Here is a 24,654-nt window from a genome sequence, read left to right on the forward strand (position 1 = left end):
AGCGTGCTTGGCCTTCCGCAAGAAGTCTACTCACTTGGTTTTTTCTGTTAGAAGACCGCCGCGAGGCGGAGTGGCTCCTCCGCGGCGGTCGGCGTTTGCCCAGATAAAACCTGCCAAAATAAACCTGTCTACTCTTTGAGCCAGAGCCGACACTAATTCAAATGGCGAAATCAAAGGGCGTTCTCTGCATGGAGGGCGCCCTTTTTTATCGCGGGATGTTTTGCACGGCAGTCATAAGGCCCAGGCGGTTGCTGACGCCGAGCTTGCGATAGATGGCGTTGACGTGCTTCTTGACAGTTGACTCGCTTATGAATAGCTCGTTTGCCATTTGTTTGTTCGTTTTGCCGTCGAGCATGAGCCGCATGACTTCGGCTTCGCGCGGTTGGATATTGTGTTCTGTAATGAAGGCGTTCAGATGGTTTGCGTCTTCTGTCTGGGTGAGCTTAATGCCCCGAGGATAGAGGTTGGCGAGCGCGAGGCTCGCGTGCCGAGCGACTTCGAGCAGGATTGCGAGCTCGGTGTCGGTGAAGTCTCCGGCCGTGCGTTCGCGAAACAGGGTGATGCTTCCTAGCGGGCTGTCGTTGTGCGCGAGCGTGGCCGTACAGCCAAAGTAGACGCCCTGCGGTTCCATCCATTTGCGATAGATGGGCGTGGCATCGCGTCGCTCGACGTCGACGAGGTCGAGGTCGCGGTAGACGCCGACCTTATGTAGGTCAAAGCTCCATGTTGTATAGTCCATCGCGGCGTAGCGGTTGTAGTAGTCGCTCAGCGCGCGGTCGTCCATTCCGCTGCTTGCGGGGTGGACGTAGCGTGGGGCATCACTGCCCGCCACCTCGATCAGGTCGAACATGGCGATCCGATGGGGCACGAGCCCTGTCGTTCCCTCGAGGGTCTCCTTTTTCAGCTTATCGACACCGTGTGATGCGTGGATTGCAAGCGCGAGCTCGTTGAGAGCAGTCCAGGTCGTACTGTCCAACTCAATAGTCTGCTGTTTATTGCATGGGGGCATAGGGCGTCCTTTCCATTGTGGAACCCAGTATGTCATGTTCTCGGCATGAATAGAACTTTAGGTCAGCGAATGGTATACCGTCGGTCGCTGAAAGGGGCTCGAGGGACCATTGAGAACATCTCGGTGCGACCGCATCATGGTCTCGTCAAGCAAAAGCACCGAGATTTAGGAGCTTGAAATGAAGACCATCTACGAGAGTGAGTCCACACCTAAGAAGGATGGGTTCTATATGCCCGGCGAGTATGAGGAACAGGAGCGTACCTGGATTCTGTGGCCGCACCGCTCCGACGTGTGGTGCTACGGCGCCAAGCCGGCGCAGAAGGTCTTCACCGAGATCATCAAGACCATTGCACGTTTTCAGCCCATCACTGTGGGCGTTAACACCGAAGACTTCCCCGCGGTGTGTGAGATCTTCGACGGCGTTGAGAACGTGCGCGTTATCCACATGGAGTACAACGACAGCTGGATTCGCGACTCCGGCCCGGCGTTCCTTGTTAATGACAATGGTGAGGTTGCTCTTTCGCACTTCCACTTTAATGCTTACGGCGGTTTCATTGACGGCCTGTATTTCCCGTGGGACAAGGACGCTTCCATTGGCTTGCAGGTGGCACAGCTCGAGCAGGTTAACCGCTATCGTCCCGAGGATTATATCCTCGAGGGTGGCTCGTTCAACTGTGATGGTCAAGGCACCGTCGTGACCACCGAGATGTGTCTGCTCAACGAGGACCGCAACCCGCAGTACACCAAGGAGCAGATTGAGGAGAAGCTCTCTGAGTATCTCGGTATCGAGAAGGTTATCTGGATCAAGGACGGTATCGATCCGTACGAAACGAACGGTCATGTGGACGACGTCGCATGCTTTAGTGCGCCCGGCGAGGTCTGCTGCATGTGGACCGATGATCCCAACCATAAGTTCTACAAGGAGTGCCAAGAGGCGTATAAGACGCTTTCCGAGACGACGGATGCTCGTGGCCGCAAGCTCAAGATCCACAAGGTGATTATGCCTGCGACCTCGGTATATATGACCGAAGAGGAAGCCAGCACGATTGACCCCGTCGAGGGCGTGCTGCCGCGTACCCCCGAGGATGCTTTCGAGCCGAGCTACCTCAACTTCCTGCCCGTCAACGGCGCAGTGCTGGTGCCACAGTTTGGCGACCCCAACGATGCCCAGGCACTCAAGGATATCCAAGCCGCCTATCCGGATCGCGAGGTCATCGGCATCATGACGCGCGAGGTCATCTATGGTGGCGGCAACATCCACCGCATCACCCAGCAGCAGCCCAAGGCGCGCTGCAAGTAGAGGCGGTTGCACGGCACACGGGGTAGTGTCGATATGACCTGGGGCCCGCTGGCGCACACGCTGGCGGGCCCTTTTGCGTGCGGCGGGCAGCATTGCACGCGGGCGCTCGGGTCTAAGCGAGGGTACCAGGGGGCCTTGCTTATCGTCGATAGTTGGTCTAGAATCGTCGATAGTCGATGATAGGGGGTAGCATGCAGCTTGTTGAAAGTGAGACCGTGGAGTTCAAGTGCACATTTACCCCTAAGCTGCTCAAAGCTGTGGTGGCGTTTGCCAATTCGAATGGCGGTACCTTGTATATCGGAATCGACGATTTTGGCAGCATCATCGGCGTGGACGATATCGATGCCACCATGCTTCAATGCTCTAATGCAATAACCGATGGCGTGTATCCCGACGTTTCTGAAATCACGACGGTCTCCGCATTGGACATCGATGGCGCAGCGTTGGTGAAAATCGAGGTGGAAGCGGGTCCTCACAAGCCGTACTGCCTGTGCTCGAAGGGATTTGTTCCCGCCGGGGTATATCGGCGCCTGGGTCCTGCCAACGTGCCCATCGAGATGGCCCAGATCCGCTCGATGATCAAGCGCACCGACGGCGATTATTTTGAGACCGCGCGCTCTCATGAACAGAGTTTGACGTTTTTTGAAGCCGAGCGGGTCTTTAGGCGCGCGGAGATTACGTTTGATCAAACCTCTCAAAAGAATCTCGGCCTTATCGATGAGCTGGGCTTTTACACCAATTTGGCACTGCTGGTCTCTGACCAAAACCCCTTTGCAGTCCGCGCTGGCCTCTTCAACGACGATGCGTATACCGAGTTTATCGACCGTCAGGATGGCGAGGGCTCGATCTTTAGGCAGATAGAGGATATCGAACGGTTCCTCAATATATCGAACGCAACGCGTATGTACTTTGTGCCGGGAAGACTTGATCGCATAGATAAGGACGACTATCCCCGCGAGGCTGTTCGAGAGGGAATTCTGAACCTGTTTATCCATCGCGACTACGAATCTTCGGTGGCGTCTCTTATCAAGATGAGCCGTACGGCGCTTGAATTTACCAATGCGGGAGGGCCGCAGCACATCAGCGTCGAGGAGGCGCTTGCGGGCGGCTCGGACGCTCGGAATCCAAAGCTGCAACTGCTCTTTTTGCGCCTGGGGATGGTCGAGGCGTTTGGAACGGGCCTCAAGGGGATCCGCGCGCTCTATGAGGCGGAAGGGTTGGAACCCGAGGTCTGCGCCTACCCTGCAATGTTTAGGTTGTCGCTGCCCAACGTCAATGCCGTGCGCAATTCCCATCTGACGCCTCGTGGCAATAGCGGTCCCAACTTGCGTGGGGATTACAGCGATTATGAGCAGCTCGAGCGGGAAGGGGCGCTGCCGCCCGATGTTTCGCAAGCGTTTACATCCGTGCGAGCGCAGCGAGAGGGGCACGTGTCGATGAATGGCGACTGCGGCCACGAGGTGCGTGCCAAGCTCGTGGAGGAGCTTGGCTTTGATGTTGCGTGCAAGGCGTCCGCGATGCTACAGGATGTCTCGGACGAGCGACGTGGTGGATACGCTCGCACCTTGATTCGCTTTGCCCTTGAGCGGCCCCGCGGCTTTACGCGCCAGGATGCCTCGGACGCTCTGGGAACTGGGCGCGACGTGACGCTGCGGGTTATCAACGGTTTGCTTGAGGAAGGCACACTCGTTAAAGAGGGGCGCGCTCGGGCGACGAGATATCGCGCTGCCGGGCAGGTTTAGGGACGGGCGGTCCGGCCCCCTGGGTTAATCCTGGGCAGAGGCCAAGGGCCGGGTGCCCGGCTCGCCTTGATTGAAGGGGTACTTAGAGCGTGCCTCCGTACATGTAGACGATAAAGCCGTCGCCGGTGTCTTGGCTGTGGTCCTCCAGGATGCGCTTCATGTTGAGGTGTTCGTAAAACTGCCAGTCGGAGCTGCAGTCGCTCATCAGGAAGAACTTGGTGCAGCCTGCCTTGGCGAGCTCGGCGCGCGCAAGGTCGATGAGCTCGCGGCCGAGTCCCTTGCCCTGCCATTCAGGCACAATGATAATCAAGTTGAGTTGACCCTGGGCATATTCGTTGCCTGTGGCGGCAAAGCGATCCGCTGTAGCCTTTTCGCGGCTGTCTACAAAGAGCGAGCCCTCGAGCTTGGCATCGGCGGTCTTTGCCATCTCGGTTGCCTGGGCGAACATCTCGTTATAGTAGGGCTCCCACGTGGGATTGGTGCGCGGCTTGCCGTCCTCGAAGATGCCGATGCAGCAGGCGGCGATAATGCGGCCCTCGGTCTCGGCGACAAGTGCGATGGGGGAGCGCTGCAGCTGCATGGCGATGTTAAAGCGCGCGCAGAAATCGGCAGCTTCGACGTCGCCGCGGTTGCGCAGCGTGTTGCACCACAGCTGGTTGTAGATGGCGGCGATGCCGGCCAGGTCATCGAGCGTGGCGGCGCGCAGGGTTACGTTGTCAAGGCTCATGGAGGCTCCTTCCAGGTTGGGTCAGGCCACCTATGAGTGTGACATGGCGACATCGTTGCCACATCAACCATTCGGCAGACGAGCGCCGATACCTCGGGGACGGAGAGGTGGCAATTGGGTAGTCATTGGGGACGTTCTTAAACGACCAGTCAAACAAGAGCGTCCCCAAGTGCCGGCTTTGGTAACGCCGATGTCTTGGCAACGACAGCGAAAGCCCGCCAGAGCGAGCAAGGTGCCTTGAAGCGAGGCGGCATTGACCTTTTGGTCATGCCGCCGAAGCTGAAAGGCAGATTGCCGCTCTGGCGGGTTTGCAGCGTCGGCCGGTTACGGCGTTTGGCAAAACGCCGTAACTCTAAATACGCTCCGCGATCTCGTGGATGAGGTAGTCGGTCTTTTCCCAGCCCAGGCACGGGTCAGTGATCGACTTACCAAAGACACCGCCATCGACCGGCTGGTTGCCGTCCTCAAGGTAAGACTCGATCATAAAGCCCTTGACCAGCTTGGAGATGGACTCGTTGCGGCGGCAGCTGTCGAGCACCTCCTTGCAAATGCGGTACTGCTCGAGCGGGCGCTTACCTGAGTTGTCGTGGTTGCAGTCGATGACCGCCGCCGGGTTGGCGTAGCCGGCATGCTCGGTATAGCGCTCGGCCAGGCGTTCCAGGTGTTCGTAGTGGTAATTGGGGTAGGTACGACCGTCGAGACCGATGTAGCCACGCATAACGGCGTGCGCGAGCGGATTGCCGTCGCACTCGACCTCCCAGTTGCGGAAGATGAAGCTCTGGTGTGCCTGGGCGGCGTAGATGGAGTTGAGCATAACGGTGGTGGAACCGGCGGTGGGGTTCTTCATGCCCACAGGCACCGAAATGCCGCTCGACACCAGACGATGCTCCTGGTTCTCGACCGAGCGCGCGCCCACGGCGACGTAGCTCAGCAGGTCGACGAGGTACTGGTAGTTGGACGGGTAGAGCATCTCGTCGGCGGTAAAGAAACCGGTCTCTTCGATGACGCGCAGGTGCATGTGGCGGATGGCCTTGACGCCTTCGAGCAGGTCATCGGGCGCCTCGGGATCGGGGTTGTGCAGCAGACCCTTGTAGCCGGTGCCCTTGGTGCGCGGCTTGTTGGTGTAGACACGCGGAATGATGATGAGCTTGTCCTTGACCTCTTCGGCGACCTTGGCCAGTCGGTTCATGTACTCAAGCACCGAGTCCTCGCGGTCGGCAGAGCACGGGCCGATGATGAGCACTTTGCGTGCGTCCTCGCCGGTAAAGACCTTGGCGACCTCGGCGTCGAATGCCTGCTTTTTGGCGGTAAGCTCGGCGGAAAGCGGTATTTCCTCGCGGATCTCCATGGGGATCGGCAACCTGCGCTTGAATTCCATGGCCATATGGGGCCTCCTTTATCAATTAACGGCAACAATTGGCGAATTCTCGAATGCTCGGCATTATCCGCTGTCGCACGCTAAAGTGCAAGCGAAACCTGCCGAAAAGGGACGGGTTTATTTTGTTCGGTTTTATCTGGGGAAATGTCGGCGCTCGCCGGAAGGGGAGGGTCAGCGTACGGCACGTTGGAGCAAGTTGGATCTTCTGCGGCATACCCTGTGGACAAAAAATGGCAAATATGAGTACTGTTGCTAGCGTAGTATCATATCAATCTTACAAGATAATAGACACAACAGTAAATATGTTCATTAACGTTGGCACACAGAAGCATGCTACCGGGCATTTTGATCAATTTGAAGGCATATCTAGGCCGCAAAGAGGTCGTTTGGGGCAGTTTTGGCTGTTACTAAAAAGGTGACAGTACTCATATTTGCCATTTTTGTCCACGGGGCCTTGAGGGAGGGCGTCAATCAGGTTCCAGGGGAGGCGTTTCGAGGCCCAAAGGACACAAAACGGGGGCGCAGTTCATTCTGCGCCCCCGTTTTCGGGCGTCATCCGCTCCCTGCGGCCGATTCTACGCTGCTTCGTCGAACTGCGAGTTGTACAGGTCCGCGTAGAAGCCGCCCTGGGCGAGCAGTTCGTCGTGTGTGCCCTTCTCGACGATGTCGCCGTCGCGGATCACCAAGATTACGTCGGCGTTGCGGATCGTGGACAGGCGGTGCGCGATCACAAAGCTCGTACGGTCCTGCATCAGTGCATCCATGGCGCGCTGGATGAGCTCCTCGGTACGGGTATCGACGTTGGAAGTCGCCTCGTCCAAAATCAGCGCCGGGCGGTCGGCCAAAATGGCGCGGGCGATGGTCACGAGTTGGCGCTGGCCCTGTGAGAGGTTGGTGCCCTCCTCATTGATCATAAAGTCGTAGCCACCGGCGAGCGTATGGATAAAGTGGTCGCAGCGTGCGGCGCGTGCGGCGGCCTCGACCTCGGCGTCGGTCGCATCGGGGCGTCCGTAGCGGATGTTCTCGCGGATGGTGCCGTTAAACAGCCAGGTGTCCTGCAGCACCATGGCAAACTCGCCGCGCAGCGCCGCGCGGTCCCAGTCGCGCACGTCGACGCCTTCGACGCGCAGCGAACCGCCGTCCACGTCGTAAAAGCGCTGCAGCAGCTTAATGAGCGTGGTCTTGCCGGCGCCGGTGGGGCCCACGATGGCAATGGTTTGGCCGGGCTGCGCCTCGCAGCTAAAGTCGTGGATGATGGTCTTATCGGGCGTGTAGCCAAACTTGACATGGTCGAACTCCACGTGGCCGGGGCGCTTCTCGGGAATCTGCGCGTCGGCCTTCTGCTCCTCCTCGGGCGCGGCCAGGAACTCAAACACGCGCTCGGTAGCGGCGGCCATTGACTGCATCGTGTTGCTCACGTTGCCCAGCTGCTGCACCGGTTGCGTAAAGTTGCGAACGTACTGGATAAAGCTCTGGATGTCGCCGGGCGTGGCATTGCCGGTCAGCGCGAGCTGCGCGCCTACCACGACGACGCCCACGTAGCCCATGTTGCCCACCAGACTCATAAGCGGCATCATCAGGCCCGACAGGAACTGCGAGCGCCAGCCACTAATAAAGAGACGGTCGTTTTGACGGTCGAACTCCTCGATCGAGGCCTCGGCGCGGTCGAACACCTGAATGACGTTCTGACCGGCAAAGTCCTCCTCGATGATGCCGTTGACGGTGCCTAGGACCTGCTGTTGCTCTCGGAAGTACGGCTGCGAGAAGTGGATCATTACGGTCAGGATAATCGCGGCTGCCGGCAGCGTGAGCACGGTGACGCCGGTGAGCGGCAGGCTGATCGACAGCATCATGACGAGCACGCCGATAATCTGCGTCACCGATGTGATGAGTTGTGTCACGCTCTGGTTGAGTGACTGACCCAGCGTGTCGACATCGTTGGTGATGCGGCTGAGCACGTCGCCCTTGCTGTGGCCGTTGAAGTAGCTCATCGGCACGACAGCGATCTTGGCGGCGATCTCCTTGCGCATGCGATAACAAATCTTTTGCGTGACGCCGGTCATGAGCCAGCCTTGGATCAGGCTGCAGGCAGAGCTCGCCAGATACAGACAGAGCAAAAAGCCGAGCGTCTTGGCGATCCAGGCAAAGTCGACATCGCCGGTGCCGTTGACCTTGGCAACCAAGCCCTCGAACAGCTTAGTCGTAACCTGGCCAAGCACCTTGGGCCCCACAATGTTAAAGATGACCGAGCACACGGCAAAGGCGACGGCGGCAAACACGGCAATCTTGTGCTGGCCGATATAGCCGAGCAGCTGCCTCATGGTGCCCTTAAAGTCCTTGGCCTTTTCGCCACGGCGCATGCCACCCATGCGGCCCATGGGACCACGCTGGCGGGTGGGCTTGGGAATCTGAGTCTTGGTCTCGTCTGCCATTAGCGCTCGCCTCCTTCCATGACGGCTGCAATTTCTTCTTGGGTAAGCCCCAGCTCCTCGGCGGAAAGCTGCGACTGTGCAATCTCCAGGTACGCCGGGCAGCCGTGCAGCAGCTCCTCGTGCGTGCCGGTGCCCACTACGTGACCGTCGTCGAGCACGATGATCTGGTCGGCGTGCATGATGGTCGCGATGCGCTGGGCCACGACCACGAGTGCGGCGTCGGTGACGTTTTTGGCCAGCTCCTCGCGCAGGCGCGCGTCGGTCTTGTAGTCGAGGGCGCTAAACGAGTCATCGAACACCACGACCTCGGGCTTTTTGGCCAACGCGCGGGCGATGGCCAGGCGCTGGCGCTGGCCGCCCGAGACATTGGAGCCGCCCTGGCTGATGGGGGAGTCGTAGCCGCCCTCGCGCTCGGCGATAAAGTCCTCGGCCTGTGCGATGCGTGCCGCCTGGCGCATGTCATCATCGCTCACCATGTCGCCGGCAAATTTGAGGTTGCTCTCGACGGTGCCCGAGAACAGGCGCCCCTGCTGCGGGATATAGCCAATACGGCGGCGAAGCTCAGAAAGGGTCATATCGCGCACGTCGATGCCGTCGAGCGAAATACTGCCGCCGGTGACGTCGTACAGTCGCGGAATCAGCTGCACGAGCGTGGACTTGCCCGAGCCCGTGGAGCCGATGATGCCGAGCATCTGACCGGCATGCGTGGTGAAGTTCACGCCGCTTATGACGTCGGCGCGGGCATCGGGATACTGGAAGCTCACGTCGCGGAAAGTGAGCTCACCGTGCGGCGCGCTGGCCGCGGGCAGTTTGGGCGAGGCAGGGTCGTTGATGCTCGTGGGGCAAGTGATGACTTCTTCCACGCGCTCGGCTGCGACCTCGGCGCGGGGCAGGATGACCGAAACCATAGTGAGGATCATAAACGCCATGACGATCTGCATGGTGTAGGAGATAAACGCCATCATGTTGCCGACCTGCATCACACCGTCGGACACGCCCTGCGCGCCAAACCAGACGATAAGCACGGTGATGCAGTTCATGACGAGCATCATGAGCGGCATCATAAAGCTCATGGCGCGGTTGGTGTAGAGCTGCGTGGTCATCAGGTCGAGCGAAGCCTTGTCAAAACGCTCGAGCTCATGCTCCTCGCGGTTAAACGAGCGGATGGGCATAAGGCCGTCGAGCAGCTCGCGGGCGGTAAGGTTCACGCGGTCCACAAAGCTCTGCATCTTTTTGAACTTGGGCATGGTGAGGCCCATAAGCACGCCGACGACGGCCGAGACCGCGATGATGGCCACGGCGATGGTCCACTCCAGGCCGGTGTGGTTGGCCAGGACGCGCATGACGGCGACGATGCCCATGACGGGGGCCATCAGGCACATGCGGATAAACAGGGTTGCGGCCATCTGAATCTGCTGAATGTCGTTGGTGCAGCGGGTGATGAGCGAGGCCTGGCTAAACTTGCCCACTTCGGCCGGCGAGAAGTGCATAACCTTGTTGAAGGTCTCGCGGCGCAGGTCGCGGGCGATGGAGCAGGCGGTGCGCGAAGCCACGGCACCGGTCAGGATGGTGGCGACCAGCGACACCAGACACAGGCCAAACATCGTGGTCGCCATGCGGCCCAGGTAGGCGTTCTGCACGTCGGCGGGGTCGATACCCTGCGCCTTGTACTCGTCCTGCACGTAGGTCACGGCGCGCTGCGTGACAATGGAGCCCGACATGGAGCCCATCTTGTCCGCCATTTCGTTGGCGCCCTCGACGAGCTTGCCCTGGTCGATGAGGCCGCCTTCAACGCCTAGACGCAGGCTCTTCATGGTGATCTTGCCGCCGTCGGCATCAATCTGCTTTTGCATATTCTGCGCCGCTGCGGCCTTTTGCTGCATCTCGGCGAGCTGGTCGGGCGTCATCGCTGCCATTTGCTCGGGCGTGGGCATGGCTTGGGCGTCGCTGTTGTCTTTCTCGCTGGACGCGCCCATCATGTCGCCCATGGAGCTGGCGTCGATGCCTTGGTTGAGCGAAAGGACGACGGTCTCGGGCAGGCTCATGATATCGGCAATCTTGCCGCCGTCGGCGCGCTCATCCTCGGTTCCCCTGTACGTGCGAATGCCGTTTTTGTCTGCCTTGCCAAACGCAGCTTCTACTGTCTTGGCGTCCTTGGCGCTCATAAAGAGCTCGAGGTCGTCGAGCGATTCGGCACGAATGGTGTCGGGCACGGGCGAGGCGATGCCGCCTTGCTGCACGCCCACGTCGACGATGTCGCTCATATAGGTAGGCAGTGCCAGATCGGCGTTACAGCTGATTACGATAAGTACGATAGCTGCGAACAGTGATGGGACATGCTTTTTAAAGAGCTTGAGAATCCTCACTTGGCATTTCTCCTTTCTTGATTGCAGTCGATAATTTCGTTGAGACGCCTTAGAAGGCGCACCATCTCTTGGGTATCTGTTTCGCCGAGCTGCTCGAGGAAGGCCGCGGTGCGCTCCTCGAATTCCCGACGTTTGATTTCGAGATTCTGGAATCCCTTGTCGGTCATCGTGACGTGTACACGACGACGGTCGGTCTTTGAGTGCTCGCGCTCGACCCAGCCCTTGGCTTCGAGAGTGCGTAAGATATTGGCGATGCGGGCACTCGAGACCCAGGCGCGATTTGCGAGTTCGCTCGGCGTGAGCGAACCGCCAGCGAGCATGAGGGCGCGCATGACAGCCATCTCGCCGCCGAGAGCTTTGTCCGCAGAGCGTGAAATGCGATGATGCATGCTGCCAAACTCAGTTAAGAGCTGACGTCCAAGCTCATGGAAATCGGTATCTTCCACCGAAAACCCCTAACACTAGAAACTACTTTCGGTGAAAGATGATACCCGCATATTCGGGCCTCATGCAGTGGGCAATATAAAGAGCGCATAAAGAGTTAAAAAATTCAATTGCTGAAGCGTTTCAAAGAACTACTATGCCCGCGGTTAGGCGGGGGGTTGTCACCACCATGACGACTGGGACTCATTTATCGCCACGTGTGATGCTCCAACTTCCCGCAAGGAGACACCTGAATCAAGGGGGTTGGAGTCATGGCATTTGACTTCACGGGCAAAACCGCGATCGTTACCGGCGGCACTCAGGGCATTGGCCTCGAGATTGCCAAGGGCATCGTTGCGGGCGGCGGACACGTCGCGCTCATCGCAAGGAACGCTGCTAAGGGCGAGGCCGCGGTGGCCGAGCTTGGCGAGGGCAACAAGTTCTATCAGCTCGATGTCGCCGATGCACCCAAGGCACGCGAGACCGTCGAGCAGATTTTTACGGACCTGCCGCAAACCAACATCCTGATCAACTGCGCTGGCGTCATCAGCACCAAGAAATTCGACGAGATTGATGACACCGAGTGGCGTCGCACCATCGACATCAACCTCAACGGTACCTTCACTATGATGAACGCCGTGTATCCGCACTTTAAGGCGGCCCATGCCGGCACTATCGTCAACGTGAGTTCCGTAGCGGGCAAGATCGGTGGCGGCCTGCTCGGCACAGCCGCCTACGCCAGCTCCAAGGCCGGTGTTAACGGTCTAACCAAGGCAGTCGCCAAGGAAGGCGGCAAGTTTGGCGTCCGCTGCAACGCCGTGTGCCCGTCACTTACTCTTACCGATATGACCTCGATACTCTCTGACGAGAACTCTCAGCGCATCATCAACGGTATTCCTCTGGGCCGCGCCGCCCAGGCCAGCGAACCTGCGCAGATGGTGCTCTTCTTCGCTTCCGACCTCGCCAGCTTCGTGAACGGCGAGATCGGTGACTGCGACGGTGGCATCGTTCTGGACGGGTAATACCCCCGACGTTAATTCGGCGACGGCTCCTGCGACTCGGGACCGTCGCCTTCTTTCTGGCAAAGGCGCGTGCGGCTACGATTCGCATGCATCCAAAGGAGATATATATGAGTGAATCGACTGCGGTGGAGGCGTCGGCGGCAAAGGAGCCGTTCTTTAAGATGTCCTCCATCCCGGGTGCCAATATTTTGGTGCCGCTTTTGTTGGGCTGCCTGCTCAACACGCTGTTCCCCGACCTGTTCAAAACGCTCGGCAGCTTTACGCTCGGCATGACCCAGCAGGGCGCGGGCCCGCTTGTTGGCGCTTTTTTGCTCATCGTCGGTACGACGATTTCGTTTAAGAGCGCTCCTGCCGCCGCTGCCCGCGGCGCCATCATCATCGCCGTCAAGCAGATCGTGGTCGTTGCCGTGTCGCTGCTCATCCTTTATGTGTTCAACGACAACCTGTTTGGTATCTCGGCCATGGTAATGCTGGCCGCTTGCACGGGTGCCAACAACGCTATGTACGCCGGGCTGATGGGCACCATGGGCAACGAGGCCGAGCGTGGCGCCGTCGCCATCACCACGCTGGTTGTCGGCCCTCCGGTCACGATGATCGTGCTCGGTGCTGCCGGTCAGGCTCCGATCGGCTGGTCGCTCGTGGGCGCCATCCTGCCGATCGTCGTCGGCATTATCCTGGGTAACCTCTTTCCCAGCTTTAAGAAGATGATGGCACCGGCACTTTCCGCCATCATCGTGCTCGTCTTCTTTGCCATGGGCTCGACCATGACCTTTGGCCAGCTTATCAACGGTGGTCTTCCCGGCATCCTGCTCGGCGTGATCTGCTCGGTGGTCTTTGCAATTCCCGTCATCGCGGTCGATAAGCTCACGGGCGGTACGGGTGTCGCAGGTGCGGCCATTTCGAGCTGCGCCGGAGCCAATGTGGCCACGCCTGCCGCCATGGCAAGCGTCAACGAGGCCATGTACGGCGGCGCGGTGCTCGCGACGGCTACGGCGCAGGTCGCAGCATGTGCTATCGTGACGGCCATTTTGACCCCGCTGGTCACCAGCTGGTGCTACAAGCATTTTGAGGGTCAGGGCCACAGCAAGGCAGCGACCGACAAGGCCGCCGCAGCCGCCTAATGCCAAGCGGCAATCAAAGCTAAATAACTAGCCATGCCACAGGGCGGTCCCGGGGGAAATCCCGTGGCCGCCCTGCAGTTTCTGCGGGGTCTCTGGGGCACTTTACCCTGCTAAAGCTGACATAACAGCTAGAGTGAACGTCGTACAAAGGCAAGGAAAAATACCAAACAAATCGGTGAACGGTAGTTGTTCGCGCTCGCATTTCCTGCGGGTTTGTAAAAAACGCCTTTATGATATAAAAAAAGAAACATATAACAGCCCAGATGGAGAGGGTCGCTATGTTATCCTTCTCAAACGGGTGAAATCTTGGGTTTTGGGTTGTAGTTCCAAGGTGGACAAACGTTTTCCCTGCACCAACGTGTGGTGAAGAACGGAAGAAGCCGGTAGTGCAAGCCGAACATTCAAGAATTCAATAAGCAGCGGTGTGAGAGAGCGCCGCATTACACGTAACTAGGAGCGTGGTTACACAATGCAGGAGGCATGGGAAGGCTTCAAGGAAGGCATCTGGACGGGAGAGGTTGACGTCCGAGACTTCATCCAGAAGAACTACACCCCCTACGAGGGCGATGAGTCGTTCCTCGCTGGCCCGACCGAGCGTACCAAGGAGCTGTGGGGCGAGGTTCTCGACCTGCTGCTTAAGGAGCGCGAGCAGGGCGGTGTCCTCGATATGGACACCAAGACCGTTACGGGTATCGTGAGCCACCCCGCTGGCTACATCGATAACGCCCACCGCGAGAAGGAGACCATCGTCGGTCTCCAGACTGACAAGCCGCTCAAGCGCGCGCTGCACGTCAACGGTGGCATCCGCATCGCTTGCCAGGCTGCCAGCCAGCACGGCTACAAGATCGACGAGAACGTTGTCGAGCGCTACACCTTCGAGCGCAAGACTCACAACGCCGGCGTCTTCGATGTCTACACCCCCGAGATGCGTGCTTGCCGCTCGGCTCACATCATCACCGGTCTGCCCGATGGCTATGGCCGCGGCCGCATCATCGGCGACTACCGTCGTGTTGCCCTGTACGGTGTCGACTACCTGATCAAGGACAAGGAGGCCCAGAAGGCTTCCACCCCGACGGTCATGACCGCCGACAACATCCGCGATCGTGAGGAGCTGCAGGAGCAGATCCGCGCCCTCGGCGAGCTCAAGATGATGGCCGAGACCTATGGTTTCGACATTTCCAACCCTGCTACCAACACGCAGGAGGCCATCCAGTGGATGTACTTCGCCTACCTCGCTTCCGTCAAGGAGCAGAACGGCGCCGCTATGTCCATCGGCCGCACCTCTACGTTCATCGACATCTACGCTGAGCGCGACCTTGCCAACGGTACCTTCACCGAGGAGCAGATCCAGGAGTTCGTGGATCACTTCATCATGAAGCTCCGCATGGTCAAGTTTGCCCGTACCCCCGAGTACCAGGCCCTGTTTACCGGCGATCCGCAGTGGGTCACCGAGTCCATCGGCGGCATGGGTGTTGACGGCCGTACGCTCGTTACCAAGATGAGCTACCGCTACCTGCACACGCTCGAGAACATGGGCACCAGCCCCGAGCCCAACATGACCGTTCTGTGGTCGACCCGTCTGCCCGAGAACTTCAAGAAGTTCTGCGCCAAGACTTCCGTCGCCAGCTCCTCGATCCAGTACGAGAACGATGACCTCATGCGCGTCTATCACGGCGACGACTACGGCATTGCCTGCTGCGTGTCCTCCATGCGCATTGGCAAGGAGATGCAGTTCTTCGGCGCCCGCGCTAACCTGGCCAAGTGCCTGCTGTACGCACTCAACGGCGGTGTTGACGAGGTCTCCAAGAAGCAGGTCGGCCCCAAGTACCGCGCCGTCGAGGGCGACACGCTCGATTACGACGACGTTGTGGCAAAGTACAACGACATGATGAAGTGGCTCGCTGGCGTGTACGTCAACTCGCTGAACATCATTCACTACATGCACGACAAGTATTGCTACGAGCGTATCCAGATGGCTCTGCACGACAAGCACGTGCATCGTTGGTTCGCTACGGGCATCGCTGGCCTTTCCGTCGTGGCCGACTCCCTGTCCGCCATCAAATACGCCAAGGTCCACCCCGTCCGTGACGAGAACGGCATCATCGTCGACTTCGAGACCGAGGGCGAGTTCCCCAAGTACGGTAACGACGACGACCGCGTCGACCAGATCGCTCACGACGTTGTGCACCAGTTCATGGAGTACATCCGCATGAACGACACCTACCGCAACTCCGTGCCCACGACCTCGGTTCTGACCATCACCTCCAACGTCGTGTACGGCAAGAAGACCGGTTCTACGCCTGATGGCCGCAAGGCTGGCCAGCCCTTCGCCCCGGGTGCTAACCCCATGCACAAGCGCGATAGCCACGGCGCCATCGCTTCGCTGTCTTCGGTTTCCAAGCTCCCGTTCCGCGATGCTCAGGACGGCATCTCCAACACCTTCTCCATCATCCCGGGTGCGCTCGGCAAGGAGGACCAGGTGTTCTTTGGTGATATCGACCTTGATCAGCTGGGCGAGTAACTATTGTTAGTGCTATACTAACAATAACGATTACTGATTAGTGCGCCGGTTTCGGCCGGCGCCTATCGATCGAAGGAGACACATTATGAAGGTTTCTGAAGTTTCCGAGACTCAGGCCGATAACCTGGTCCACATGCTCGACGCTTACGCCGAGAAGGGTGGCCACCACCTGAACATCAACGTCTTCAACCGTGAGACGCTGCTCGACGCTCAGGCTCACCCCGAGAAGTACCCGCAGCTGACCATCCGCGTTTCCGGCTATGCCGTGAACTTCCACACGCTCACCAAGGAGCAGCAGGACGAGGTCATTTCGCGTACCTTCCACAACAAGTTCTAAAGGGGTTTTACTCCCGCAGGATCGCCGGGGCTGTTTGGGCTACCTCCCAAAATGTCCTCGGACATGCAAGAAGCCCTCGCTGCGCACTTCGTGCGGCGAGGGCTTCTTGCGTCCTGCGGAATATTTTGGGAGGTAGCCCAAACAGCCCCGGCGGGGTCCTGTGTAGTCACCCTTTAGGCGGAACTCTCCTAATGGGTTGAGCGTTCTGGATACTTGCTTGCTACCGTTTATCGCGTATAGCTACCGTTTGCGGAATAAGTAACACTCCTTAATAAACCGTGTAGAATCTCAGTTAAGCACGGAGTTTTCCAGGGAGACGCTGTCCTTTGTTGTGTGCAAGGGGCGGCGTCTCTTTGGCGCTTGGAAGCCGTTCTGCAGCAGGACGGCGGACGTGCGTCATGTATTGAAAAGTCAACGTCGAGATGGGTCGTGATGACAATGGGCAAGTACGTAATCGTGGTTGAATCTGGTTCGGATGTGACGCCGGAGCTCTGCGAGCGCTACGGCATCGTGCGCGTGCCTATGCATGTCACGATTGGTGACGAGACCGTCGAGGACGGTTCGATCGATCCGCTCGAGATATATTCGCGCTGCAACGAGTTTGGCGTGATGCCCAAGACCAGCGGCTGCGCGCCTGCAGATTTTGCTCACGTGTACGACCGTATCCATGCCGAGAAGCCCGACGCGACCATCCTGCATCTTGCGTACTCCGAAGTCACGACCTGTTCGCATCAGTCCTCCAAGATTGCAGCTAAGGGCCGCGACTACGTCTTCTCCATGGACACGCGCTTTGTCTCGGTAGGCCAGTCGCTTGTCGCCGTTGAGACTGCCAAGTTTATCGAAGCCCATCCGGATGCCACCGTCGACGAGATCTTTGCCTTCACCAATTCGGTGATGGACCGCGTGTTGCTGGGTTTTGTTCCTACCGACCTTGCCTTCCTTAAGGCGGGCGGTCGCTTGTCCAACGTTGCGTTCCTTGGCGCCCATCTGCTCAAGATTAAGCCCTGCATTGAGGTGACGGGCGGCAAGTTCGTGGCGACCAAGAAGTTCCGCGGTTCTATGCTCAAGTGCGCCCGCGCCTTTATCGATCACATGGTTGAGAAGGGCGAGATCGACTACTCGCACATTGGCCTGGCGTATTCGGTGGGTCTTTCCGAGGAGCTGCGCGACGACATGGAAGTTTATGCACACGACCTGGGCTTTAAGGACGTTACTTGGACTCAGGTTGGCGGCGTCATCTCGAGCCATTGCGGCCCGACCGCCTTCGGTGCGGTGCTTACGCTTAAGGCGTAAGGGCTGGCGTAATCGATATTAATTGCCATGGCGGCGGGCGGGTTGCGATAACCTTCCCGCCGCTTTTGCGTGCGGTCAAATAGGGCAATCCAATTGGGTGCTAAACCGTTTCAGCATCATGCGTATGGGCTAGAATGGCTCTGGCATTTTAATTGGCAATAACCAAAGAGAGGCAAGGTTGCGGGAATGGCTGAGATGACGCTTGAGGGTGTGGATGCTCATCCCGAGGACTCTGCGTATGCCCTGGGTCGCGTGCATTCGATCGAGACGATGGGAACGGTCGACGGACCCGGCATCCGCTTTGTGGTGTTTGTTCAGGGCTGTCCCATGCGCTGCGCGTATTGCCACAATCCCGATACCTGGTCTGTTAACGGCGGCACGATGGTGACCGTCGAGCACCTGATGGACGAGTTCCAGAGTAACCATGAGTTTTACCGCAGCGGCGGAATTACGGTTTCGGGTGGCGAGCCGCTTCTGCAGCCTGAGTTTTTGGCCGACCTGTTCCGTGCAATGCACAACAACCCCGATGGCCGCGTGCATACCTGCCTTGACAGCTGCGGATATGCGTTTGACCCCAACCACCCCGAGAAGTTCGATGCCGTGCTCAACGAGACCGATATGGTGCTGCTCGACATTAAGCACGCCGATCCCGTCGAACATAAAAAGTTGACCGGATGCGATTCCGCACGCATTCTGGCGTTTGGCGATGAGCTCGCGCGCCGCAAGATTAAGGTTGTTATTCGCCACGTGGTGGTGCCGGGTATCACCGATACGGTGGAGGAATGCGAGAAACTCGGTCGCCTGATCGCTCCATGGCACAACGTGGTCGGTCTGGAGATGCTGCCGTATCACACGATGGGTCTCGTCAAGTACGAGCAGCTGGGGATTCCCTATAAGCTTGAGGGCGTGCCTCAGATGGATACCGCGCGCATGCCCGAGCTGCGCAATGCCGTCATGACGGGTATGAAAAAGCGCCGCGCCGAACTCAAAAACGCCATCGGATAGCAAGTCATTTTTGCCCCTTTATGATACCCGCGCTGCGCTGGTCTAGCGGCTTCGTATTGCGCGGTTGAGTCAAAATGCTGGTACCATACCGTGGATAAGCAGTTTTCATAGATTTGGGGAATGGTATGGCTACCATCGCGATTATCGGTGCGCTCGAAAAAGAGATCATGCAGATTAAGGAAGAGCTGAGCGACGTTTGCGAGGCACGGGAGGCAGGCTTGACCGTTGTGAGCGGTGAGCTCGACGGCCTGACAGTTGTCGCCACAACGGCGGGCATGGGCACGGTGAACGCCGCCGCTGCAACACAGCACCTCATTAGCAAGTATGCTCCGCAAGCTGTTGTGTTCTCGGGTATCGCGGGCGGTTTGAACCCCAAGCTCCATATCGACGACGTGGTCATTGGCAAACGCCTGTGCTATCTGGATACCGATACCGCGCTTATCGCCGAGTCTGCACCGGGGCTCGAGGAGTTTGGCTCGACGCCTGCGCTGGTCGATATTGCTGCCGATGTGCTTGCTGAGCGTGGGTTTGTTGATGCTTCGACAAATGCAGCCGCTTCGAACGAGGGAGCCAAACAATTCCTGGTCGGCACGATTGCCACGGGTAACCGCTTTGTGACGGGCGCCGCCATGCGCAATGACGCTATCGAGGCGACGCATGCCGATTGTGTCGGCATGGAGGGCGCGGCAATTGCCCATGTCGCAACCAAAAATGGTGTCGATTGCCTGGTGTTGCGCGCTATCAGCGATAATTGTGACGAGGCGTACGATGCGATTTGTGACCGCGAGTTCGATCTGTTCGAGTACGCGCGTGATGCAAGTGACATTACGCTCGATATCGTCCGACGCATTGCCTCTGCGCAATAGTGCGCCCCATTTTGTAAGAACCTACGACCAAGGAGTGTCCATGGCCGATTCCATTAACTATCAGCTTGCCAAGTTCGTCGCCAGCTACGGCAAGGTTTCGCAGATTCCCGAGTCCACCTGCCCCGAGGTGAGCTTTGTGGGCCGCTCCAATGTGGGCAAGTCGTCGATTATGAACAAGCTCTTTGGCCGCAAGAACCTGGTCAAGGTTTCGAGCACACCGGGCAAGACGAGCAACATCAATTTCTTCGAGGCCGACGACGTGCACTTCGTCGACCTGCCGGGCTATGGTTTCGCCCGTCGTTCTAAGGCCGAGCGTGACCGCTGGGCAGAACTTATCGGCGACTTCTTCGACTCCGAGCGCAGCTTTAACTTGGTCGTCTCGCTGGTGGACATTCGTCACGACCCGAGCAAGCTCGATCACGACATGATCGACTATCTGCAGGGCAACGAGTTCAACTTTATCGTCTGCCTCACCAAAGCCGACAAGCTCAGCCGCACCCAGCAGGCCCGCCAGGCAGCAGCCATCAAAAAGCAGCTCAACGTCCCGGCCGAAAACGTAATTATCACAAGCTCCCAAACCGGTGTGGGCATCGACGAGCTCAAGCGCCGCATTGCCGAGGCTTGCCTTTAATAAGTGCTCCTATCAATAAAATGCAGAACATCAGCCCGGCGACTTTCCAGAGCGTAGGTCCCTGTAGCCGCCGCCAACGAAGTTAACGTAGGGGAGACCAGGGGCTTTGCCCCCAAATCTTTCCGCAGGACGGCAGGACCCCCGCCGCACGAAGTGCGGCGGGGGTCCTGTCATGTCCGAGGACGATTTGGGGGCAAAGCCCCTGGCCTCCCCGGCGGGTATACGGGACGGCGACTACAGGTATTCGATCTGGGCGCCCTCCGTGTCGCACGTCAGAATATGCGTCTCACACTTGGGGAACTGCTCACGCAGCTTGACCTGCAGGAACTTGGCTACGATAGTGTCATCGGTTACAGCCATGAGAGTCGAGCCCGAGCCGCTGATCCAGATGGTCTTGGCGCCGCCGTTAAGGCAGGTGTCGCGCACGGCGTTGTAATCGGGAATCAGGCGGCGGCGATAGGGCTCCTGGATGCGGTCGTCGTTGGCGGCGGCAATCAGGTCAAGGTCGCCGGTCTCCAGGCCGCGCGTCATGCCGGCGATGCGGCCCATTTGCCATACGGCGGTGGAGAGTGGAATCTCCTGCGGCACGACCTTGCGCGCCTCACTCGTGTGTACCTCGTAGGGCGGAATCACGGTAATAAAACGCAGGCGATCGCTCACCTCGTAGCGCAGGCACTGGGGGAGCGAATCGGTCGGCGTAAAGGAGCAGACGGCGCCGCCCAGGATAGCGGGGGCGACGTTATCGGGATGGCCCTCGACCTCGGTGGCGATGCGGACGAGCTCAGCACGGTCGACGGTGTGGCCTGTCAGCGCGGCGGCTGCCATGATGCCGGCGACGACGCAGGTGGAGCTAGAGCCCAGACCGCGAGCGACGGGAACGTCGGTTTGAATGTCGATGGCGACAGGGAACGCCGGCTCGCCCCATGCGGCCAGTGCATCGACAAAGCTCACGTAGACCAGATTGTTCTCGTTTTGGAACTCTTCGGGGCAGCCCGTGATGGTGAGTTTGTCGGCGCGCTCGAAGGTGAAGTGCGAGTAAAGGCTGACGGCCATGCCGAGGGTGTCGTAGCCGATGCCTAGGTTTGCGCTGGTGGCGGGGACGGTGATCTTGATCATGGGAATCTCCTGGGCGGTCTGCCTGTTTAGTTCGCTGCTCGGGCAGTCCTGGCTCGCTCGGAAAGCACATTAAGTGCTTTCCGGCTCGTGCGGAACTCGCGACGAACTAAACAGGCAGACCCGCATGTCAGTTCGTCATCATCCCGGTGGGTATCTGATAAAAGAAGGTACGCCGGCTTTCGCCGGCGCCTTATAAGGGATCTAGTTGCTGGCCATCTTTTTTGCAGCCTGCTCTACGTAGTTGGCCATGTCGGCTACGTCGCAGACGTCTTCGAATCGGATGGGCTTGGACTCGAGCTCGGCGAGCTGGGTCGGGGCGACCGTGTTGGTTGCCTGCTCGAGCACGCGCATGGCCTCAAAGTCGTCCTCGGGAACGTTGAGCCCCAGGGCGTCGCAGCAGGCGCGCGGGAACTTGTAGGGGCTGGCGGTCGAAAGCAGCACGCGGGCCTTGGCGTCCTCGGCGGGAGCGACCTGCTCAAAGACGTGATAGCCGCAAGCGGTGTGCGGGTCAATCACGTAGCCGTTCGCGTCCCAGCAGCTCTTGATGGCAGCGCGGACCTCGTCCTCGCTGGCCCAACCGCAGCCAAAGACGCTCTGGATCTTGGCCAGCAGCTCGGCGGGAACTTCATAGCGACCAGTCTGTGCCAGCTGCTCCATAAGGCCGGCAACAAGCTCGCAGTCGCCATCGGACAGGAAGTACAGCATGCGCTCCAGGTTGGAGCTGATGAGGATGTCCATCGACGGCGAGATGGTCGTGTAGAACGGGCGGTTACGGTCGTAAACGCCGGTGGTCAGGAAGTCGGCCAGCACGTTGTTCTTGTCGCTCGCCACGACGAGCTTGGCGACGGGCAGACCCATGCGCTTGGCGTAGTAGCCGGCCAAGATATCGCCAAAGTTGCCGGTGGGCACGCAGAACTCTACGGCGTCGCCAGCCTCGATAGCGCCGGCGCGCAGCAGCTGCGCATAGGCGGCAAAGTAGTAGACGACCTGCGGCACCAGGCGGCCGACATTGATGGAGTTGGCACTCGAAAGCACGGTGCCAGCGGCCTCCAGGCGCTCGGCAAGCTCCTTATCGGCAAAGATGCGCTTGACGGCGCTTTGGGCATCGTCAAAGTTGCCGCGGATGCCGCAGACGGCGACGTTGTCGCCCTCCTGCGTGGACATCTGCAGGTTCTGGACGCGGCTGACCTTGCCCTCGGGATAAAAGACAGTGATGCCCGTGCCCGGAGCGTCGGCAAAGCCGGCGAGTGCTGCCTTGCCCGTGTCGCCCGACGTGGCGGTGACGATCATGATGCGCTCGGCGCCGCCGTCCTTGGCAGAGGTGCGGGCCATCAGGCGGGGGAGCATCTGCAGGGCGACGTCCTTGAAGGCGCTCGTGGGGCCGCCAAAGAGCTCCATCACATAGGTTTGCGGGGCGTCGGCGCCCGGTGCGGCGTCGAGTTTGACGAGCGGCGTGACCTCTTCGCTCGCGAACGTGCCGCGGTATGCCTCGTCGACACACGCCGAAATTTCTTCGGCTGTGTAATCATTCAGTAACATTCCCAACACATCTTGAGCGATTTCAAAGTACGATTTATCTGCAAGCGAGCTGATATCGACCTGCTGGGTGCCGAGCTCGTCCGAGACAAACAAACCCCCGTCGGGAGCGATGCCGGTACGGATTGCCACCTTACTTGAGCACGATAAAGTGCGTCCTCGTGTACTATGATAAGTTCCCATATAACACTGCTCCTCGGATGCCTTGGTCCCAATCGGTGAAACCATGGTATCAGAGCGCGCAAAACAGGTTTGCAGAGGCTTTTAGAAAGGTAACCTCCAGCCCATGATTAAGATTGCCAAGTTTGGCGGCTCGTCGGTCGCCGACGCCGAACACTTTAAGAAGATCAAGGCCATCGTCGATGCCGATCCTGCCCGTCGTTTTGTGGTGGTTTCTGCCTGCGGTCGTCGCTTTAAGGGCGACACCAAGGTGACCGACCTGCTCTACCTGGTTAACGCGCACGTCAAGTACCACGTGTCGTGCGAGGAGCTGCTCGAGGACATTGGGCAGCGCTATTTTGATATCGCTGACGAGCTGGAGCTCACCTATCCCATCCGCGAGGAGTTCGCGGCCTTTGCCGAGCGCGCTCGCTCGGGTGGCTACTCCACCGAGGAGCTCGTGAGCCGTGGCGAGTACTTCACCGCCCGCCTGATGGCCGAGTACCTGGGCCTGCCGTTCCTGGACGCTGCGACGGTTGTGGCGTTCCATCACGACGGTACGCTCAGCATGAACCGCACCGCCGAGCTGGTGCAGGAGTACGGTCAGCAGGGCGGCTTTGTTATGCCCGGTTTCTACGGCGCGACGCGTGAGGGGCAGATCAAGCTGCTCGACCGTGGTGGCGGCGATATTTCCGGCTCGATTCTGGCTAAGTGCCTGGGCGCCGACCTGTATGAGAACTGGACTGACGTCTCGGGTTTCTATTCTGCCGATCCGCGCATCGTACCCGAGGCTCAGCCCATTGCGCGCGTTACCTACGAGGAGCTGCGCGAGCTTTCGTACATGGGTGCAAGCGTCCTGCACGAGGAGGCCGTGTTCCCCGTGCGCGAGGCAGGCATTCCGCTGGTCATCAAGAACACCAATGCGCCGCAGGACCCCGGCACCATCATTAGCGAGACGGCTGATGAGGGCGAGGCGGAGCCCATCATTACCGGCGTGACCGGCAAGCGCGGTTTTATCGCCATCAACGTTGCCCGCGACCGCACCAAGCCCCGTGTCGGCTTTATGCGCCGCGCGCTTTCGGTGTTCGAGCGCTATGACGTTTCCGTCGAGCACATGCCCACCGGTGTCGATCGCTTTGGCGCCGTGGTGCAGGAGCAGGATGTGCACGACTCGCTGTACTCGCTCGTGGGCGATATTCAGCAGGAGGTCGAGCCGCTCGAGATCGAGGTTGTCGAGGGCCTGGCGCTTATCGCTACCGTTGGCCGCAACCTGCGCGGCCGCGCAGGTATCTCGGGCCACCTGTTTGGCATGCTTGGCCAGGCGGGCGTGAGCGTGCGTATGATTTCGCAGAGCTGCGACGAGATCAACATCATCATCGGCGTGGAGGAGAAGGACTTCGATCTGGCGATCCAGACCATCTACCGCGCCTTCTCCGATGAAAACGGTATTGTAAGGGTCTCCGACCTGGAGGCTCCCGCACCGGTCGATCCCGCCTCGGCCGCGCTCAAAAAGTAGCGACGGCTCGGTAGATTTATGGGCATGTCTCATAAATCTACGGCGGGGCGTTTCGTTTCGGTTTCGTTTCGACGGGGCGGGTTTCGTGCCCGCCCCGTTCTTGTATACACTGGCAACAATAATCGGCCTGCTTGGCGTGCGGGCAAAAGCCATA

General features: G+C 59.1%; 19 protein-coding genes. 11 read left to right on the forward strand and 8 right to left on the reverse strand.

Annotated elements, in window-relative coordinates:
• Nucleotides 1-205: 205 nt before the first annotated feature.
• Nucleotides 206-1,009 carry a LuxR C-terminal-related transcriptional regulator gene (locus AAAV21_RS03320; RefSeq protein WP_349107450.1) on the reverse strand — a complete coding sequence of 268 codons (804 nt, stop codon included), beginning with the start codon at nucleotides 1,007-1,009 and terminating at the stop codon, nucleotides 206-208.
• A gap of 178 nt (nucleotides 1,010-1,187) precedes the next feature.
• On the opposite strand from AAAV21_RS03320, the gene aguA reads away from it, so the two are divergent.
• Both aguA and AAAV21_RS03330 read left to right on the forward strand, forming a co-directional pair.
• On the forward strand, nucleotides 1,188-2,309 hold the full coding sequence (aguA, locus tag AAAV21_RS03325; protein ID WP_349107452.1) for an agmatine deiminase: 1,122 nt from the start codon (nucleotides 1,188-1,190) through the stop codon (nucleotides 2,307-2,309).
• Between the two features lie 191 nt (nucleotides 2,310-2,500).
• Complete coding sequence (locus tag AAAV21_RS03330) at nucleotides 2,501-4,051, forward strand: RNA-binding domain-containing protein (protein ID WP_349107454.1); 1,551 nt, start codon at nucleotides 2,501-2,503, stop codon at nucleotides 4,049-4,051.
• A gap of 82 nt (nucleotides 4,052-4,133) precedes the next feature.
• Here the strand turns inward: AAAV21_RS03330 and AAAV21_RS03335 are convergent, their stop codons facing one another.
• The 5 genes from AAAV21_RS03335 to AAAV21_RS03355 form a co-directional block, all read right to left on the reverse strand.
• On the reverse strand, nucleotides 4,134-4,778 hold the full coding sequence (locus tag AAAV21_RS03335; RefSeq protein WP_349107455.1) for a GNAT family N-acetyltransferase: 645 nt from the start codon (nucleotides 4,776-4,778) through the stop codon (nucleotides 4,134-4,136).
• Between the two features lie 352 nt (nucleotides 4,779-5,130).
• Nucleotides 5,131-6,162: a 3-deoxy-7-phosphoheptulonate synthase gene (locus AAAV21_RS03340; RefSeq protein WP_349107457.1), complete on the reverse strand. Its 1,032-nt coding sequence runs from the start codon at nucleotides 6,160-6,162 to the stop codon at nucleotides 5,131-5,133.
• A 569-nt stretch (nucleotides 6,163-6,731) separates the two neighbouring features.
• Nucleotides 6,732-8,588, reverse strand: coding sequence for an ABC transporter ATP-binding protein (locus AAAV21_RS03345; RefSeq protein WP_349107458.1), 1,857 nt, complete (start codon nucleotides 8,586-8,588; stop codon nucleotides 6,732-6,734).
• Nucleotides 8,588-10,954, reverse strand: coding sequence for an ABC transporter ATP-binding protein (locus AAAV21_RS03350; protein ID WP_349107460.1), 2,367 nt, complete (start codon nucleotides 10,952-10,954; stop codon nucleotides 8,588-8,590). The genes AAAV21_RS03345 and AAAV21_RS03350 overlap by 1 nt, the downstream gene beginning before the upstream one ends.
• A complete protein-coding gene (locus tag AAAV21_RS03355) occupies nucleotides 10,951-11,400 on the reverse strand; it encodes a MarR family transcriptional regulator (protein WP_089572358.1) in 450 nt (149 codons plus the stop codon). Before AAAV21_RS03355 ends, AAAV21_RS03350 begins: the two co-directional genes overlap by 4 nt.
• Before the next feature lie 249 nt (nucleotides 11,401-11,649).
• On the opposite strand from AAAV21_RS03355, the gene AAAV21_RS03360 reads away from it, so the two are divergent.
• The 8 genes from AAAV21_RS03360 to yihA all read left to right on the forward strand — a co-directional run bounded on the left by AAAV21_RS03360 (nucleotide 11,650) and on the right by yihA (nucleotide 20,173).
• Nucleotides 11,650-12,399 (forward strand): SDR family NAD(P)-dependent oxidoreductase, encoded by a 750-nt coding sequence (locus tag AAAV21_RS03360; protein WP_006234857.1) that lies wholly within the window; start codon nucleotides 11,650-11,652, stop codon nucleotides 12,397-12,399.
• A gap of 107 nt (nucleotides 12,400-12,506) precedes the next feature.
• The gene (locus tag AAAV21_RS03365; RefSeq protein WP_349107462.1) at nucleotides 12,507-13,520 is read left to right on the forward strand and encodes a 2-keto-3-deoxygluconate permease; all 1,014 of its coding nucleotides are present in this window, start codon (nucleotides 12,507-12,509) and stop codon (nucleotides 13,518-13,520) included.
• Between the two features lie 469 nt (nucleotides 13,521-13,989).
• Nucleotides 13,990-16,041, forward strand: a complete 2,052-nt coding sequence (gene pflB, locus AAAV21_RS03370) for a formate C-acetyltransferase (protein WP_055252438.1) — start codon at nucleotides 13,990-13,992, stop codon at nucleotides 16,039-16,041.
• A gap of 85 nt (nucleotides 16,042-16,126) precedes the next feature.
• Entirely contained in the window at nucleotides 16,127-16,378 is a 252-nt protein-coding gene (gene grcA3, locus AAAV21_RS03375) for an autonomous glycyl radical cofactor GrcA3 (RefSeq protein WP_055252439.1), read from the forward strand.
• A gap of 438 nt (nucleotides 16,379-16,816) precedes the next feature.
• Nucleotides 16,817-17,671, forward strand: a complete 855-nt coding sequence (locus AAAV21_RS03380) for a DegV family protein (protein ID WP_349107464.1) — start codon at nucleotides 16,817-16,819, stop codon at nucleotides 17,669-17,671.
• 186 nt (nucleotides 17,672-17,857) lie between these two features.
• Nucleotides 17,858-18,676: a pyruvate formate-lyase-activating protein gene (gene pflA, locus AAAV21_RS03385; protein WP_349107467.1), complete on the forward strand. Its 819-nt coding sequence runs from the start codon at nucleotides 17,858-17,860 to the stop codon at nucleotides 18,674-18,676.
• Between the two features lie 125 nt (nucleotides 18,677-18,801).
• Nucleotides 18,802-19,542 (forward strand): 5'-methylthioadenosine/S-adenosylhomocysteine nucleosidase, encoded by a 741-nt coding sequence (mtnN, locus tag AAAV21_RS03390; protein WP_349107469.1) that lies wholly within the window; start codon nucleotides 18,802-18,804, stop codon nucleotides 19,540-19,542.
• Nucleotides 19,543-19,582: 40 nt separating this feature from the next.
• Nucleotides 19,583-20,173, forward strand: coding sequence for a ribosome biogenesis GTP-binding protein YihA/YsxC (gene yihA / locus AAAV21_RS03395; RefSeq protein WP_089572350.1), 591 nt, complete (start codon nucleotides 19,583-19,585; stop codon nucleotides 20,171-20,173).
• A gap of 234 nt (nucleotides 20,174-20,407) precedes the next feature.
• Here the strand turns inward: yihA and thrB are convergent, their stop codons facing one another.
• Nucleotides 20,408-21,289, reverse strand: a complete 882-nt coding sequence (gene thrB / locus AAAV21_RS03400; RefSeq protein WP_117563865.1) for a homoserine kinase — start codon at nucleotides 21,287-21,289, stop codon at nucleotides 20,408-20,410.
• Nucleotides 21,290-21,490: 201 nt separating this feature from the next.
• On the reverse strand, nucleotides 21,491-23,008 hold the full coding sequence (thrC, locus tag AAAV21_RS03405) for a threonine synthase (protein WP_349107473.1): 1,518 nt from the start codon (nucleotides 23,006-23,008) through the stop codon (nucleotides 21,491-21,493).
• 103 nt (nucleotides 23,009-23,111) lie between these two features.
• Here thrC and AAAV21_RS03410 point away from each other — a divergent pair, with 103 nt between their 5' ends.
• Nucleotides 23,112-24,500 carry an aspartate kinase gene (locus tag AAAV21_RS03410; protein WP_349107474.1) on the forward strand — a complete coding sequence of 463 codons (1,389 nt, stop codon included), beginning with the start codon at nucleotides 23,112-23,114 and terminating at the stop codon, nucleotides 24,498-24,500.
• Nucleotides 24,501-24,654 lie beyond the last annotated feature (154 nt).

The sequence above is a fragment of the Collinsella sp. CLA-AA-H302 genome, assembly GCF_040093305.1.
In the GTDB taxonomy this organism is placed as follows: Bacteria; Actinomycetota; Coriobacteriia; order Coriobacteriales; family Coriobacteriaceae; genus Collinsella.